Source organism: Bradyrhizobium sp. USDA 372 (assembly GCF_053629095.1).
Genome location: NZ_JBRJHR010000001.1, coordinates 5,014,007 through 5,030,652 on the forward strand (window position 1 = coordinate 5,014,007; position 16,646 = coordinate 5,030,652).

A 16,646-nucleotide genomic window follows, 5' to 3' on the forward strand; every position below is an offset into this window, starting at 1 on the left:
TCATCCAGATCTAAGGAGCGCGTTATGGATCGCGCGAGCATGTGAAAGGTGCTGCTGATAAGGCCAAGGGCAGCATTAAGGAAGGCGCCGGTAAGCTAAGCGGCGATAAGGACCTGCAAATGGAAGGCAAGGCACAATGCCGCAGGTGACGTTAAGGATGCGGCGAGAGACGCAGCAGACGCCATGAAGAAGTGAGTTCCGCTCATTATCTAGGTTTAGCGCTCGCCGCTCCTTCCGGGGGGCTTTTGTTTGTGCTTCTAGAAAGAAAGCGCGCGCAAATGCAGCGGCCATCAGAACCTGAGCACATCATCCAACAACTGGCCGTTGCGGCACCTTCACCTCGTTCCAAGGCTTCGTTCTGAGGACGTGGCCTTTCGGAACTCTTGCAGTCCGCAATGAGTTACAGAGCCGCCGACAGGAGGAGCATGAGCGGTCGCGTGCGCGGTAGCACGTGACGGTTGCTTGATCGCGCCGGCCGGCAGCACTTGAACAGAGAGAGGCGACAATGAAGGCAAGACTTCTTCTTGCTGGCGCATTAATCATCGGATGCGCCGCCCCGGCACTGGCCGATGAGTACTATGTCGTGCAGGGTCCGAACCGCCAATGCACCGTTACCACCACACGTCCGGCGGACAAGGAGGTCGTAACACAGATCGGTCCGCTGGCTTTCAAGAGCCGCGTGGAAGCCGAAGATCGCATCAAGCAGACCAAAGTCTGCGAGGAAGGGACGGTTGGCAGTAGCGGCAGCACGACTGTCATCAAAGAGAAATAGTCGAGGGCATCATTCCTGAACGTCTTTGGCTATTCGAGAAAAGTCGCGCCCATCCTGTCGGCGCGACTTTTTGTTTGCCATGCCGGCATTCGACCAGTGGATTTCTGGCGCGTGCCTCTGCGGCGACGATGATTGCTGAAGTTAGCGAACTGGCCGGGTGTCCGCGGCGACGGTGGCATGCCCCAAGTGCATCAGCGCTATCATCTCTCCCACCTTCGATGTTGCGCGTCGCGGGCGCGGGATAGTCCGGGAAGTCGCCGGCTCGGCTGCAAGTTGCCGATGTGGACACCGACCACGCCAGTAGGGCGCGAGGATGGCGGCTTGGTTAATTACCCTTGAGTGCAGCTCCTTGCTCTCAATGAGAGGCCGAAGCCCTTGGATCAGGCAAAAGGCCACTTAGGCTCGTTATACAAAGAAAATTGGCGGTTAAGAAATGTGCTGCGGGCATTTTGCCATCTAATGTCAAGACGCCTTCGCGCTATCACTTCGGAATGAAGTGTATGGCAGAGAGCATCGAGCACGATCGTCGTTTCAAGAAGAATTTTTGACGACAGGTTTAGGTCATCGACGACGGTCGAAGATTTTGAGATCGAGGAGATTGCGTCTTCTAGTCGTCCTAAGCTTGCGTCGAAGCTAGTGGGCGGATCAACCTTGACTGCTGCGAACGCCTTTATCTTGCCTGCGACGCGACCAGCGGAATAGCCTTCACCCGGCCTGTAGTTCACCGCATTCCTTAGGTCCGACGGCCATGCGCTTCCGAGAAAATCAAAAGCGGTCAAAAGCGCAAGGTAAAGGCGATCTTCGTCATCGCCGGAAATCGTGAGTTTTGCTAGTTTAGCGATTTCTTCGGCGACTAACTGCCAAACGAGATTGTGTACCCTGGTCTGGCTGGATTTCGTCAGCTTCACATCGGCATAGGCTAACGTGTTGGATGGCGAGCACTCCATGACAAACGCGCCTGCTCCGGGTGAGGGGGATGCCATCGCAGATAACGTATGAAGCGACTGAACTTGTGGCTTTTCCAAAAATACCGCGGTTCGCCCGAGCATGCGCGTTAGGCTAAGAGCGAGAAAAAACGCCCAATAGTAGAAAGTTACGCATACCCAACCGGTGCTAAACCAACGCCCTGAACCCAATTGGTTTCGCAGCGTAACCGAATGTTCCGCAGCGTGATCTAGGTAGAACGCTACTTCCGAATGAAGGGCAGCGGCTATCTCGACATGGGAAGCTGAAAGGAGGAACTCTCGGCGCGAGGTTGCAGCCGTAACGAAGGCTCCGGTTGATAGCCATTCCCGCACCGTCGTCGGTCTAGTTTTTAGTACTACCGTTCTCTCGGGCACAACCATCAGCGCTTGCTGCCGAAGGCTCTGCCAAGCAGGGCCTTGAGGAAGCATTAAAGCATCTCGTTGCTAATAGGCGTCTTAGCTCTCAACGTAGATTGCATCAGCTCTGTCATCGCCTTCTTGTCAAGGAGCGACTGCCCGCCCGAGCCCCGATAGCTCAAACGCGCAAGCGGTCTTATGATTTTGCGAATGGCTTCTGGCTTCGCGCTTTTCGAGGTGGAAATCGCGGTCTGAATGACTTGATCGAAGATGTTGAAAATCGCTTCGAAGAAAGTTGACCGGGTCAGGAGAGAGCTATCCTCCAGTTCCGCATCGAATGCGTTTAGATAATTTCGGATGAGCTTGTACCGCTGGTCGTCTCCTGTCTCGGACATCACACCTCCGGTTAAACTCGACCCGATTGCACGATTGAAGGTGACGCGGGAGATTTTTCCGGTCGCGCTCTTGGCAGGACTAAGCCGTCCAGCAAGTGGACTTTCAGCATCCCGATTTAGACGGTCAAAGATGCTTCTAAGGATTTGCTCTTTGTCGGACTCCAACTGAGCGATGTGCTTAATATCAAGCAGCAGCGCCGCTGGCACACCTCGCTGTGTTGTATTGATGTCCACAAATAGTTTTGCTTCCTCGGCGGGCGAAAGGTCCGAATAGATAGCAACAGGCACACGGTGCCGAACCCGACACTTGTGATAACCCCAAAGCCGGTGCTGTCCATCAAGAACTAAGAAAGCCTTCTTGATTGGCTCGAACGAAATAGATTTCGTTCGGCGCATGTATCGAAAAGCTGCACCCGTTTGGGCAGACAAAACGATGTTGCTTGGAATTGATCCGGAGCCATCGGCGAGATACTTAGCAATATCGTCGGCTCGTGCTTCATTGAGGGACCGCTGAAATCCAGTTAGCGGGTCGTCATCCCTTCTCGCGACAAAACAGCTAGGAAAAAGGTCGTCTACCGGAATGGTTGCAAAATAAAATCGATGCTTATTTTGATTGAGCAAAAGTCCGGGATAAGATTTGCGTGTCATTCAAGCCCCACAGCCAACCCCCGAGATCATACATCTCCTCTGGCCGGTGAATAGAAGTGATGCAACTTATCCGCGATCTTGTTCAGGGTGCTATGCAGCAGAAGAGTTCCAAAAGCACTCGGGACCATCGTTAAGCAATTGAAGTAACTTGCTCAAGCGAAGGCTAGGCCACGGAAACCATAAACTCAGCGGAAAGGTGTCGGGGGGAACGTAGGTAGCGCTCCCCCGCTACCACCTTTCCCCACACTCCCTTGACTCTGTTTGGATAGGCCTTTTCTCCGAGCGGGGCGTTTAGCCGGCCTGCTATCTCGACGGCTAAACCACCTGGGCGTTCCGGTTTGCGGAACACGGTGACCGTCTCGACCAAGTCTCTAATGGCTTCTGCGGCCTCTCCGTCGCCCGCACTGACACCTTTACCCAGTGCTTCTTCAAGCCGACCGAGTTGCTCCTCATATCGTTTGAGGATGGCCGGATGCAGCGCAATTTCGATCGGAGCGGGTGGTTCGCTTTGTAACTCCTCAGATATCCGCTTTCGTTCGGCATCTAAGGCAGTCGATCGCGGCCCGAGCACGGACGGATCGCCATGTCCCTTTGCGATCGCATCCACCAGTCGTTCGATTTCTCGACTCAACTGCCCTAGCTGCTGCTCAAGGCGGTGCCGCTTTGCCTGTGATGTAGCTAGGAGGCGCTTCCGCTCCTCCAGATACGTTCGTACGTATTCCGAAAAAACCGTCGGTGCACGCAGTTCGGCCCTGAGCCCGCTGAGGACCGCACTTTCGACCGCGTCTAAATAAAAGGTCTTGGCATCAGAACATGTGGCGCTCTCTTTCGCCGCAGAGCAGCGAATACGAATGCGGCCTGACTTGTGGCGTCCATTAGTTGCCATACCCGAACCGCATGAGCCGCACCGGAGCAGTCCGGATAGCATCCGACGAGGCCGACGTTGGTGGCTGGGGTGGATGTGACCGCGCTCTTCCTTGCGTTGCTGAGCAGCCGTGAATAGCTCTGGATTGACAATTGCAAGATGCGGCACTTCAGCCACCTGCCAGCCACTCTTCGGATTTGGTCGTGACAGGCGTTTTCCCGAGTCGGGGTCCTTCACCATCCTGACTTTGTTCCAGACAAGGCGCCCCACATAAAGTTCGTTTGGCAGAATGCCGGCGCGCCTCTCATGATTGCCATTGATTGTTGACGCATTCCAGCCTCGCCCCCGCGGAGGTGGTACGCCCTCGTTGTTGAGATCATGCGCGATTTCCCGAGGCGTACGACCGTCCACGTATTCCTGAAAGATGCGCCGGATCACTTGTGCCTCGGCCTCGACAACCACTCGTTCACCACTTCTTCCAGGTACCGCTGCGTATCCGTACGTCAGGCCCCCGCCAGCCAAACCTTGCTTGACCCGCCCCGCTTGGCCGCGACGCACTTTGTGCGCATTGTCCTCGCGATAAAGTTGTCCGACCGAGCCGCGAAGGCCCACCAGCACGGTGTTAACGACGCCCTCGTGGACCGCCCGGATCTCGATCCCGAGAAATGACAGCCGCTGATGAATGCCAGCCAGATCTTCCATGTCGCGAGAGAGGCGATCGAGCGCTTCGACGATCACCACGTCAAAGGATCTCTCCCGCGCTTGGTCCAACATCCGTAGAAGGCCTTCGCGGCCCATGACAGACCCGCCCGAACGAGCCCGATCTTCATGGGTACTGACAACAATTAATCCTTCGCGCTCGGCATAGCTCTGACAAAGTGAAAGCTGATCCTCAATCGATCGCTCGTTCTGAAGATCGGTTGAGAATCGAGCATAGATCGTCGCTCTTTTCCCCGCTTCGCTCGATGAGCTGTCTTTCATGATCTTCCCTCGCGGCCACACGGGCAAGTACTCGCGCGAGGCGTAAGATCGCCCTATCTGGATTCGCCTGCAAGGAAAATTTGCGATCGGCTTCCCGCACGATCGAACCTCTAGGCAATCGCGCAGCTCAACGAGGTGCACGCACCTACGCTGGCGTCAGTCGACAAGACGACGTGGGGGGAACTGATCATCTCGAGCATCCTGCTCGGATGATGACTAAGTGCAACGGCCGCTATGAACTCGTCGTGAAATTGGATGCCTAGGCGAAGAAAAGGACAAGGAGCGAACGGCTTTGCGTGCATGGAATTGATACTGCTGGGAAGCGCACAACCTCTCCCATCTAGCGAATACCGAAGTGGAAACTCCGGGCCTCGCCAAAGGACTCTATTCCAGCTGTCGAATTCGCCACCAGTTCGGCCTGATTGGAGCCGTTAGCTAGACCGTGGGCGAGGAGGCGGTGGATGGTTCAATCGTCCTTAGGCAGGTCTACCCAGCGAGCGGAAATAGCCTTCGCGGTTCTCGCAACCATCAGACAGACTGCTATGGCTCGACCTATGGCCTGGATATTGCATCTTTGACGAAATCGATGCGCTTCGCTGGCGCACGACCCTCGTGCGCATGTTGCTGCGACTCCTGATGGCTAACGTCGTGTGACGGGGAGCCTACCCATCAAATCTGTCAGCTGCCATGTGGAACCGGTTTCGAAGATCCATTTAGAAAGACTCTCATACGGCATTGGCGCAACCGCAATAAGCATATGGCCAGGTACGATCGTCTGCCGAATTTTGTCTCAGATGAAGGACGCGCATACGTAGCGAATTCTGCGAAATGCCTTCAGGTTCTGACATTTTGATATTCCCGTGAGATGGCCGGTGTTTTCACGCGCGCTCCAATGATGCGGGGTCGGGAATCAGATGCGTTGCTACGGTGCACAAGCCAGAAGCTCATAATTGCTCCCTCGCGATAAGCGGCTTCAGGATTGGGCGCGGGGGGCAGGAGTGGTCGGCACAACGCTTCAGTTTCTCCCATGTAAGACAGCTCAACCTACCAAATCTGGCAGGTGCCTTGCGGGACGTCTCGACGATAGAAGGCAGGGCGCCCTCGGGGCAGCCGCCCCAAGGGTGCGAGGCGGCAGCGTTGCAGTACCGCGACGCTGGCGAGCGAAGTTAGTGGCGCACGTGATAGGGACAGCGCTTTCCAAGGGCCTCTCCGACGAGCGCCGAGTCACACGTCATTTAACTCCGCTGGCAGCGCGGAGTTGGTAGTTTCAGAGCTTTGAACAGCGCGGACGCCCGGCCCGCGCTGCCTCCCCTCTAATTCTAGACCTTCTGGGCCTCGGAATACTTCGACACACTAACGGGTGAGCCATGCCCGATCCTGCTCGTCGATTGCAGTTAGCCAGAACCTTGAGATGCTTTCGCGATCTGCTGCATAGCGGACGGACACGTTCCTTGGCAAGCGTCAGCATGAGTCGAGGCGGCTGCCCATGCCGGAGCGCCGCTGAGATCGCTTTTGTCACCATGGACGGTTTCTCTGATCTCGATCAGCGACGTCTTTTGCGCCCTCTTAGATCCGATAGGTCATAGCTTCCTTGACCTCGCTTAAGCTGCAGAGGAGGCCCAATGCTGGTGCGCCAAACGCCGCCCATTGCGGTTCGGCAGGCGAGGAATCTTTGCCGCGCGTACTAGATATCGCAGATGAGTCGAGATTTTTGGCGAGAGCGAAGAGGCAAACGCGCAAATCAGATGGTCTACCTGAGCATTGCGCAGCTACAAGGTCCTTTCCGATCGTCCTCGCCGAACAGATCATGGCAGGTCGCTCGACGACGGCGGCAGCACTTCTCTTCCGCGCGTATTTTCGCAGCCGATCCCGCACATTCACGCTTTCCAATGTTGCGAGTTGTTCCGCCGTGTCTCGGCGAAGCAAAATGGTGGCATGCCGTTGACGAACCGGCAGACGCGAATTTCAAAGCTATGCTGAGCACAGATAACATCAACGCTGATCGCCTCGCAGCCTCACAGGTTGAGGCCGCGCGAATTCTCGGGGTCCATCGCGAAGGATCCTGCGGGAATTCGGAGCCACGCGCTGACTGAAAGGCGCGACTGCATTGCGGCACGCATAGCCCGTCATGGCGTTGCTCGTGTGGTTTCATCTTTGGGAACGGGAACCCGTTTGGTCGCTCGCGAGAGAAGGAATTGACCGATGCTTAGTGAAAGAAAAGCATGCAGACGCTTGCGCCTCTCTAAAAAATCAAAGGCTCTGCCTGACATCGAGCTGTTCGCCGCGAACTTCATCGCGCAACTGCGCTCCATAAACAGCAGGAAGCCTGCCGCAGACGCTAGCCCGAGGGACAAACGCCTCGAAGCGAACGCTCGCCGCCGGAAGCCGTGGTTGCCACACCTTGGTCTCTCGCAAAGCAAGGGGCGCGTAGAGGCGCTGGGCAACGAGAAGCTCGCCAGAATGGCGAACAGCGCCGGGAGCTATATCGGCCCGACAAAGGCCGCGGCGTAGTGAGGGAGCTCCAGTGCTTATCCGCAGAGACGCTCTGGATAACGGCGTTACGGAGCGGCCGATACCGCCGAACCCGGCGCGAAGCGTGCTGCCTTCATGCAAGGTGGTTCAACGTGGTGTGCTTGCCCATTTGCGCCGCCGTGCTGTGCATGACTACCAATGCTGGTAGGTCACCCGAGGCCGCTCTCTCGCTAAAGTCCCACTGTACCCTGAGGCGGCGGGCCTCACGGGAAAGCCGGGCGGGTTAGCCTTGTGATCCCCGAGGCTGACTAGCGTTCCGGCGAAGCGGATGCGGCAGATAGCGCATTTATCCACCTCCCCGGTGGACATCGGCGCCGAGTCGCATCCGCGCTGCTTTCTCTCGAACTCGCTAATTGCGTCTAGTTTTCGCGCATTACTGGGAGATAGGCTGATCGAGCTCATTAAGCATTTTGACGAATCGGAGCCCAATCGTCCTCCCCACGCGAACCCAGCGTGGAGCACGAGCCGGTAAGCGGCGCGACGTATTCAAATTCGAGAGCAACTGATGCGCAATCCGAATGGCCAATCCTGCATGGTCGAAGAGCCCACGAGCCAGGGGGCGTGAGGTCATACGGCCGATCAGTCATCAAACGTGCAGTGGATTGGCTGAGTGTCAATCCGGCGCGTAGTCTCAATGCGGGTGCCGCTGATCGCAAGCGCGCCGAATGACTGTTATCTGAGGCGTAAACGGCGATATCGCTGCCAACGGCAAGCGGCCCGCCCACATGGGTCGCCTTTCGTTTTGTAAATTGTGCAGGTCTGTCAGCTTTCGGTAAGCCAGCCCCGATAAAGAATCGTTGGGTTTAACGGGGGCGTGGCAGGGACAGCGCATGAGCTGAAGGACCACCATGTGCCGAGTCACGCTTCCGTTAAGCTCATTGCACTGCGGATGCGGCAGGATAGTGCCTCATGATGCCCCAGGCGCCGAGCGCGCCCGCAATGCTTCCAACTCGCGGGTTAGTTCTCCTTCTGCCGATTTTGCTCGTTCTGCAAGCAATCAGCTTCTTGCGCCGCTTGAAGCTCAGTTTGGAGCAGTTAGCTGGGTGGCAGGGAAAGCGCTGCCCCTGTGTATGCGTCGGGGAAAAGCGCTGATTGAAGTTCTGCTAAGTTCAACTGGCAGTGCGGGCGGGGTAGGGACAGCGTCTGCTCCAGCGCAACCAAGCGGCGCCGAGTCGCGCCCGCACTGCTTCCGATCAATCTTCGCCAACACTCAGGAAGGGAAAGGAGATTGCCTGGCTAAATCCGGTCCGCTGTTGTCTTGATGCAATTGTGTCTGCCGTGTGTGGCGACGACGATGCCGACAGCGTCGTCCGATTCTTCAACGCGGTGCTCCCCGTCGCGGCTTTCAAGGTCTCGGATAATCTTCTCAATGGACTGATTCTATCGCGCTTCGTCTGGCCTTACTCTGCCAACATTCTTGCGCCTCTCATGTGCGTTTGGCCTGTCATTGTTTTTTATGCACGGTTTTCTAGGAACGCCCACGTGTCGGGTCATGCTGGTGTCTCCAATTGGTTCAAGGTAAAGACCCAGCTTAAAGAATCGCCGATGAGATGGGACCGATCTATTTTGGTAGGTGCCCTTCGTTGCTTCTCGAAGATATAACTAGGTCGCCCTTGAGAATTTGAGCCTCATGGGAGCAAAGGTGGCCAGCCCCAGTCTTTGTGACCGGGTTGGCCACCAGCGCTTGCGACACCATGCCCATAGGGCAGCTACAGGGCAAAAATGCACATATTCGAGCAGCATATCACGTCCCTGCGGTCGCAAGCGCTTGCGGTGCTTGTAGCCAATCAGGTCCGTGCCGCCGATAAGTCTCTGGGACTATCAGATCGCAAGCTCGCCACATTGAACATGGATGAAGTTCAGGCAATGCTAGCCATACTCGATTGCATAAAACCCGACCTGCGGCCGAAGGAAGCACGGCAGATCGCTGCGCGCATACGCGCGCTTTTAGAGGGGGCGCATGGGTGTCAGCCGGTTCGGGTAGCATGTCTGTGAGACCACTAGTGTGAGCTTTCGGTAAGTGGTCCAACCTCTCGTGAACGAGGAAGCTGAACTTGGCGAAGCTTTAGCCCGCTCGTGGAGGATCGATAGGCACCCATAAGGACGCGGCTCTGACGCCGAAAGATCGGGAAGCCATGGTGCCGAGGGGGGTCGTAGTGGCCTGACAAAGGCCAGCCGCGCTGCAATTCAATAGCTCGGCCAAGACCGTCACCAAGTGGGTCAAGCGTTCCGCAGGGGCAGGCGTCGATGGAGCGTGATCGCTCTACAAGGCTCTTTCAACGCCAAGCTCTGCCTGCCACACGCGCCGAATTCGGAGTGCGACGGCCGCGCCACGCCGATTGCGCGGCTTGACCCGGCCGAGCCGGTGCGGCGCTATGGACGTGAACGTCCCGGTGAGCTGACACGTCGCTATCAAAAAGATGGGCAAGTCCAACCGTGTAGACCATCGATCAATGGTGGTCGGACTCGAAAGAGCAGCCTCCGGGTACGCGGCGAAGAACCTGGCCGGGATTATGTTGACGTCTGAACGAGGATGCCTCCCGAAATACGTTCAGCGAGGCGAAGCGAGTGGCAGGGCTGCGCCGCGGCCCTCCTCAAGGCGGCGACGCCACAAGCATCGGCGTCAAGGTCAGCAGGTCACGACCGACAACGGACCCTGCTACGAACCTCTGCTTCCCGCAAAGCGTGCGAACGCCTGGGCCTCGAGCAAATCGGCACCAAGCTTCATAGGGGCTCTTTAGCGATCGAGATCTGCTGCTGCGCTGGCTTGGAAACACGATCTTAGTCACGCCGCAGTATTGCGTCACCTCGGCGGACCTCAAGGAATTCTACACTGCACATCGTCGATCCAGCCGATGAGCTGCTCTAGACCGGACCGGATAGGTCGCCGACCGCGGCAGCCGGTCGGCGAATCGGCGGAGGCCGACCCACGCCCGCATACCCAACAGACAACCCAAGTAAGTCTCCCGGCGATGATGGCGCAACCAAAGGGATTTTCATCCATCCGCGGGCCATTTTTGAGCCGTCGATTTCTTTTTCTCTTCCGCAAGTTGACAATTTTCCTCCACGCTCCGTAAGGAAGTACCGTGTGTGCGGAAGGCTGAACGTTCTTCAAATGAGAACAGTATACGCTGCTAAGCATTTCTCAGCGTAGGCGCTCGCGTTGCTGTGCTCTCAACGCTGCTGTTGCGCGGATCTGCCAATCCCGTGACCAACTCATTGTTTGCTGTTCTCCTTCTTGGATGAGCAGCAAATTAGTTGAGTTGAAGCGGAAGAGGTTCACTTGCGTTTCGCAGCAACCAGACTACTGATCGCCCGGCATATTCGATCATTTCGAACGGTGTGGGTAGCTATGACTTCCAAATCGTCGGCGAGTTAAGCGGAGTTCAAGCTTTGCCACATTCGCACCGCAAAATCGAACTGAGGTCCAAATGAGCCACGTTTCCGAGCAGCCGATCGATCGCATCACAATTCCCATGCTGCAGCAGTGGAAGCAGGACGCTCGGCGTCTCGTCATGACGACTGCCTACGACGCGGTTGCGGCGCGTATCGCGGATCCGTCCGTCGACATCATTCTCGTCGGCGACAGTGTGGGTAACGTTTGCCTTGGATTCGAAAATACGCTTCCAGTGAGCGTTGCGATGATGAACCATCATCTGGAAGCCGTGGTACGCAGCAAGCCTCGTGCTTTACTTGTCGCCGATATGCCATTTCTTAGCTTCCACGTCAGCGTCGAGGAAACCATACGCAATGCCGGCGGATTCCTGCAGCGAGGCGCAGCTGCGGTGAAACTCGAGGGCGGTGGCAAGAGAATCGAGATGGTACGGGCCCTCGTCGATTGCGAGATTCCTGTGATGGGTCATCTCGGTCTTATGCCCCAGAGCGTCAACGTCATGGGGGGCTTTAAAGTGCAGGGTCGGACAGCGGATGAAGCGTTGCGTTTGCTCGATGACGCTCACCGTCTGCAGGAGGCCGGCTGTTTCGCTTTGGTATTGGAGGGCATTCCGGCCGAGCTTGCTGCTCGAGTAACCAAATCCTTGACAATACCGACGATCGGGATCGGCGCCGGCCCGGACTGTTCAGGCCAGGTACTCGTGTTTCACGACGTGCTGGGCCTCACTGGAGGTCATCGCCCCAAATTCGTTCGCGCCTATGCAGAAGGCTTTCAGCAGTTGCATGATGCGCTTTCGCGCTGGGCCGCGGATGTCCGCGGTGGTGCATTCCCGGGACCGCAAGAGTCCTATAGGCTTCCCGAAGGCGTCGAAGAAGCAATTACCAACTGGGCGCCCTCCAACCCAACTTGATATAGAGCTCCACATGCAAACAATCACGAGGGTCGCTGAACTTCGCCGTACTCTCGCAAAATCCCGCGGTGCCGATCAACGGGTCGGATTGGTGCCGACAATGGGCTATCTCCACGATGGCCACTTGGCGCTGATCGCGGCGAGCCAGGCGCAATGCGACGTCACCGTCGTCAGCATCTTCGTCAACCCCACTCAGTTCGGACCAAACGAGGATCTCAGTAGCTATCCGCGCGACTTTTTACGTGATGAGGGACTGTGCCGTGATGGCGGTGTTGCGATCCTCTTCGCGCCGGATACACAGGAGGTCTATACGAGCCATTTCGAAACCTTCGTTGAACCGGGCGACCTCGCCAAACCTCTGTGCGGAGTCTTCAGGCCTGGACATTTTCGCGGTGTCGCGACCGTCATATGCAAGTTGTTCAACATGGTGCAGCCCGATGTCGCGTTTTTTGGGCAGAAGGATTTTCAGCAATGCGCAGTCGTGCGTCGCATGGTAATTGATCTCAATCTCCCGATCGAGATGGTCACTGTACGAACCGTTCGCGAACAGGATGGGCTCGCAATGAGCAGTCGCAACCGCTATCTGAGCAAAGAAGAGCGTCAGCGGGCCCTTGCGATCAATCGTGGACTATCCGCGGCGCTCGACGAATTTCGCTCGGGAGAGCGCAACGTAGAAAAGCTGATTGCGGTCGCCAAGGGGCATTTAGAGGCGGTTGACAGACTGCAGTATCTTGAACTTGTCGACGGTGACACGCTCAAAACTGCCGATAGTCCACTGCGGCGCCCCGCGGCGCTTTGTGCGGCAGCCTACGTTGGCTCAACGCGGCTGATCGACAACGTCCTACTGGGGTTGCCAACTCGGTAGCGCAATGCGTGGCTAAACGGTTCGCAGCATATTGAGCGGCAAGAAATGCTCAAAGCATCTCCGAAAGGCGCGTCGAGCTGGTAGCGGAGGGCCGACTCCGAGGCGATCTTGTTCAGCGACTTAGCGAAGCGATAGGTGGCAGGTGCGTACGGAATATTGTGGGACCTAAACTTTGTGTCCGGCAACATCACGAGTTTTGCTCTACGGCGATCAGCGATCAATTCGACAAACCTTGGTATAGTGCTTTACAGCCCAGACTATATCACCCATTTACCTTTGTAGAGTTGAGCACCCGTCAGGTCGTCTGTACTTTCGACGTCGAACCTCGATCATTTGGTCTGCGGGTCAGTGCGAAACCTGAGCTGCTGCCTCGCTATAATTCGTTGAGTGCCAATCAGGTGTTGCGACGAGTCTTGAGTCCGGACCTTCGGCCGATTGCACTTAAGAAGACGAGGGGCTTTATAGCAGGTGCCCATCACTGAGATGGGGATCAGCCATCAGAGCGCATTCACTCGAGCGACGAACATGGAAGCGAAGGATAGGGCGTCCGCATCCGCGAGCACGTGAGATCTTAGAGTAGCCGATAGCGCGTCCCTCATACCGGGGGCTCTAGCACAGCCGCAGCATTGGTGATCATTGCCGCTTTATAAGTTGCGGCGAATTTGCATCCCACTCTTGAAACATGAGTCGATATGGCATTTACCGAGCTTTTCATCAAACGTCCGGTATTATCTATCGTCGTCAGTTCCTTGATTTTGCTGATCGGCTTGCGCGCGGCCACCGTACTGCCGATCCGGCAATATCCCAAGCTATCTAATACGGTCGTCAATATTACGACTTCCTATCCTGGCGCTTCGGCCGACATGATCCAGGGGTTCATCACCTCTCCCCTGGAGCAGGCAGTCGCGTCCGCCGAGGGCGTTGACTACATTAGTTCCTCGTCTGTGCTTGGTACTTCGACCATCAAAGTCTACATCAAGCTCAATTTCGATCCCAACGAAGCGCTCACGGAGGTGCTCTCCAAGGTCAACTCAGTCAAATACCTGATCCCGAAGGAATCAAACGATCCAGTCGTCACGAAGTCGACGGGTCAGAAGACTGCTGTCATGTACATCGCCTTCTCCAGCGAGGAACTGGCGGCAAGTGCGATCTCCGACTATCTCTCACGCGTCGTGCAACCGGTTATTTCAACGGTCGACGGCGTTGCTGCGGCAGACATTCTGGGCGGCCAGAGTTTTGCGATGCGGCTATGGCTCGATACTGCGAAAATGGCTGGGCACGGCGTGTCGCCGGCTGAAGTTTCGGCTGCAATCGCCGCTAACAACTTCCAGGCCGCGGCGGGCCAGATCAAGGGCCATTTCACTATCTCCGATGTCACGGCAAATACGGATCTGCGGAGTGTTGAAGATTTCAAGCGCATGATCGTGAAGGCCAATGACGGTGGCTTTGTGCGCATGGAGGACATTGCGGTAGTGGAGCTTGCCGCGCAGACTGCTGACATTAGTGTCGCGATGAACGGCGAGCACGCGGTCTTTGTCGGCGTGCAGGCGAGCCCGCAAGGAAATCCTCTAAACATAGCGCGAGGCGTTCGAGGGCTGTTTCCGGAAATCGAGCGTAACCTGCCGCCGTCACTGAGGATGAAAGTAGCCTACGACTCCACCAAATTTATTCAATCATCGATCGATGAAGTTGAGAAGACGCTCATTGAGGCCGTCGTGGTCGTTGTGCTAGTGATCTTCCTGTTCCTGGCCTCGCTGCGCTCGGTCATCATTCCTATTATCACTATTCCGTTGTCGCTCGTTGGTGTCTGCAGCATGATGCTGTTGCTGGGGTTTTCATTCAATCTCTTGACCCTCCTTGCAATGGTTCTCGCTATCGGTCTCGTAGTCGACGACGCGATTGTGGTGGTGGAGAACATTCACCGCCATTTAGAAGAAGGTGCAACGCCCCGAAAGGCTGCCACAGCGGGAGCGCGCGAGATCGTCGGCCCCGTTGTTTCCATGACGATTACTTTGGCTGCGGTATATGCCCCAATCGGATTTCTGGGCGGCCTCACCGGTGCGCTGTTCCGCGAGTTCGCGTTTACGCTAGCGGGAGCGGTGATCGTCTCGGGCGTGATCGCTTTGACGCTATCGCCGATGATGTGCTCGCTCCTCCTGAAGCGCGCCGAGGGGGGACGGTTTGCAAGATTTGTGAACCGTGGGTTCGGCGCCATGACACAGTGGTATGGCCGCAAGCTCGACCGCTCGCTTGACTATCGACCGGTTACGGGCCTGTTTGCGCTAACCATGCTTGGCCTCGTCGGCTTTCTCTATATGCACACTTCCAAAGAACTCGCCCCCGAGGAGGATCAAGGGATCGTATTCGCTTTAACGAAGGCGCCGAAATACGCCAATATCGACTACCTCGACTATTACGGCACCAAGCTCGAAAACGCGTTCCAGAAATTTCCAGAGACTGACTTGAGCTTCGTGCTCAATGGCGTTAGCGGCCAGCAGAGTGGCCTAGCCGGCATGTTGCTCAAGCCGTGGGACGAGCGCAAGCGATCATCGATTGTACTGAAGTCCCTTGTCCAGGCCGAGTTGTCAAAAATCGAAGGCATCAACGCGTTTGCCTTTAGCTTGCCTCCGCTTCCGGGCGGTTCGGACGGGCTACCAGTGCAGATGGTGATCAATTCGACCCTTGGCTTCCAATCCATCTACGAGCAGATGTCAAAGCTGAAGGATGCCGCGCGTAAGAGCGGCCTGTTCATGGTGAGCGACTCCGACCTCGAGTTCAACCAGCCGGTGGTACGAATCAAGGTTGATCGATCTAAGGCTAACGAGCTTGGCATCACCATGCAGACTATAGGCAATGCGCTTGCCACCTTGCTTGGGGGAAACTATGTCAACCGCTTCAATTTGCAGGGCCGCTCTTACCAGGTGATCCCGCAGGTTCCCCGAGGGGAACGCCTGGTGCCGCAGGCAATCGGGAGCTATTACGTAAAGACCGCGACCGGCTCAATGCTTCCGCTGTCTACCGTGGTCTCCGTCGAGACCGCCACCGATCCGAACGCGCTCACCCACTACAACCAGCTCAACTGCGCGACTTTTCAGGCCGTGCCGATGCCCGGCGTCACGATCGAACAGGCTGTGGATTTCCTGGAAGCCCAGGCGAAGAAACTGCCCGCAGGCTTCAGCCACGACTTCCTGGCCGACGCGCGCCAGTATGTGCAAGAGGGTAATCAACTCGCCATTACATTTGCATTTGCACTCATCATCATATTCTTGGTGCTTTCGGCGCAGTTCGAAAGTCTGCGCGATCCGCTCATCATCATGATCAGCGTGCCGATGGCAATGGTCGGCGCGTTGATTCCGCCATTCTTCGGCTGGGCGACCATGAACATCTACACCCAGGTTGGACTGTTGACCCTTGTTGGGTTGATTTCTAAGCACGGCATCCTAATGGTTGAGTTCGCCAATGAGCTGCAGCTCAAGGAGAGATTTGACCGTCGCTCGGCTATAGAGTTGGCGGCACGCGTCCGATTGCGCCCAATCTTGATGACCACGGCGGCGATGGTCACGGGCTTCATACCCTTGTTGACTGCAACGGGAGCTGGCGCGGCGAGCCGCTTCTCGATCGGGCTCGTCCTCGCCGCCGGCATGTCTGTGGGCACTCTGATCACGCTATTCGTGCTTCCAGCGCTCTATGTCGCGATCGCGTCCGATCACCGTGGCGACGCGAGCGCCGACTGCGCGAACCTCGCCGAGCTCGACCTCACCGGCGCTGCTGATGCCGAGATGGCCAGGCAATGACACATCAAATCAATCCGGGTTTGCTCCGTGGGGCGCGCGAAGGAGCCTAGGACCGCTTCACGTTTCCTGGCGCATCGAGATCTTCGCGCACTTGGTGCCGAGCTGGGCGCCTCATCTGGTCTGAGAAGAACACGTCGGTGGTCCGCTGCTGGCTGCTCAGGCGAAGCG

9 protein-coding genes are annotated in these 16,646 nt (G+C 56.7%); 6 read left to right on the plus strand and 3 right to left on the minus strand.

What is annotated here, in order from left to right; all coding sequences use genetic code 11:
* Positions 1 to 41: 41 nt before the first annotated feature.
* Complete coding sequence (locus tag AB7M16_RS23655; RefSeq protein WP_370137847.1) at positions 42 to 149, plus strand: CsbD family protein; 108 nt, start codon at positions 42 to 44, stop codon at positions 147 to 149.
* Positions 150 to 505: 356 nt separating this feature from the next.
* Positions 506 to 772, plus strand: coding sequence for a hypothetical protein (locus AB7M16_RS23660; RefSeq protein ID WP_124163222.1), 267 nt, complete (start codon positions 506 to 508; stop codon positions 770 to 772).
* A gap of 380 nt (positions 773 to 1,152) precedes the next feature.
* Here the strand turns inward: AB7M16_RS23660 and AB7M16_RS23665 are convergent, their stop codons facing one another.
* The 3 genes from AB7M16_RS23665 to AB7M16_RS23675 form a co-directional block, all read right to left on the minus strand.
* Positions 1,153 to 2,166 (minus strand): hypothetical protein, encoded by a 1,014-nt coding sequence (locus tag AB7M16_RS23665; protein ID WP_124163221.1) that lies wholly within the window; start codon positions 2,164 to 2,166, stop codon positions 1,153 to 1,155.
* Positions 2,166 to 3,137, minus strand: a complete 972-nt coding sequence (locus tag AB7M16_RS23670) for a DGQHR domain-containing protein (protein WP_124163220.1) — start codon at positions 3,135 to 3,137, stop codon at positions 2,166 to 2,168. The genes AB7M16_RS23665 and AB7M16_RS23670 overlap by 1 nt, the downstream gene beginning before the upstream one ends.
* Positions 3,138 to 3,300: 163 nt before the next feature.
* The gene (locus tag AB7M16_RS23675; protein WP_453945371.1) at positions 3,301 to 4,983 is read right to left on the minus strand and encodes a recombinase family protein; all 1,683 of its coding nucleotides are present in this window, start codon (positions 4,981 to 4,983) and stop codon (positions 3,301 to 3,303) included.
* Positions 4,984 to 7,185: 2,202 nt separating this feature from the next.
* Between AB7M16_RS23675 and AB7M16_RS23680 the strand changes: the two genes are divergently transcribed.
* The 4 genes from AB7M16_RS23680 to AB7M16_RS23695 all read left to right on the plus strand — a co-directional run bounded on the left by AB7M16_RS23680 (position 7,186) and on the right by AB7M16_RS23695 (position 16,478).
* Positions 7,186 to 7,494, plus strand: coding sequence for a hypothetical protein (locus tag AB7M16_RS23680; protein WP_124163218.1), 309 nt, complete (start codon positions 7,186 to 7,188; stop codon positions 7,492 to 7,494).
* Between the two features lie 3,452 nt (positions 7,495 to 10,946).
* A complete protein-coding gene (gene panB, locus AB7M16_RS23685) occupies positions 10,947 to 11,819 on the plus strand; it encodes a 3-methyl-2-oxobutanoate hydroxymethyltransferase (protein ID WP_124163216.1) in 873 nt (290 codons plus the stop codon).
* Between the two features lie 13 nt (positions 11,820 to 11,832).
* Positions 11,833 to 12,684, plus strand: a complete 852-nt coding sequence (gene panC / locus AB7M16_RS23690) for a pantoate--beta-alanine ligase (RefSeq protein WP_453945372.1) — start codon at positions 11,833 to 11,835, stop codon at positions 12,682 to 12,684.
* A gap of 692 nt (positions 12,685 to 13,376) precedes the next feature.
* Positions 13,377 to 16,478, plus strand: coding sequence for an efflux RND transporter permease subunit (locus AB7M16_RS23695; RefSeq protein WP_260374193.1), 3,102 nt, complete (start codon positions 13,377 to 13,379; stop codon positions 16,476 to 16,478).
* Positions 16,479 to 16,646: the final 168 nt, after the last annotated feature.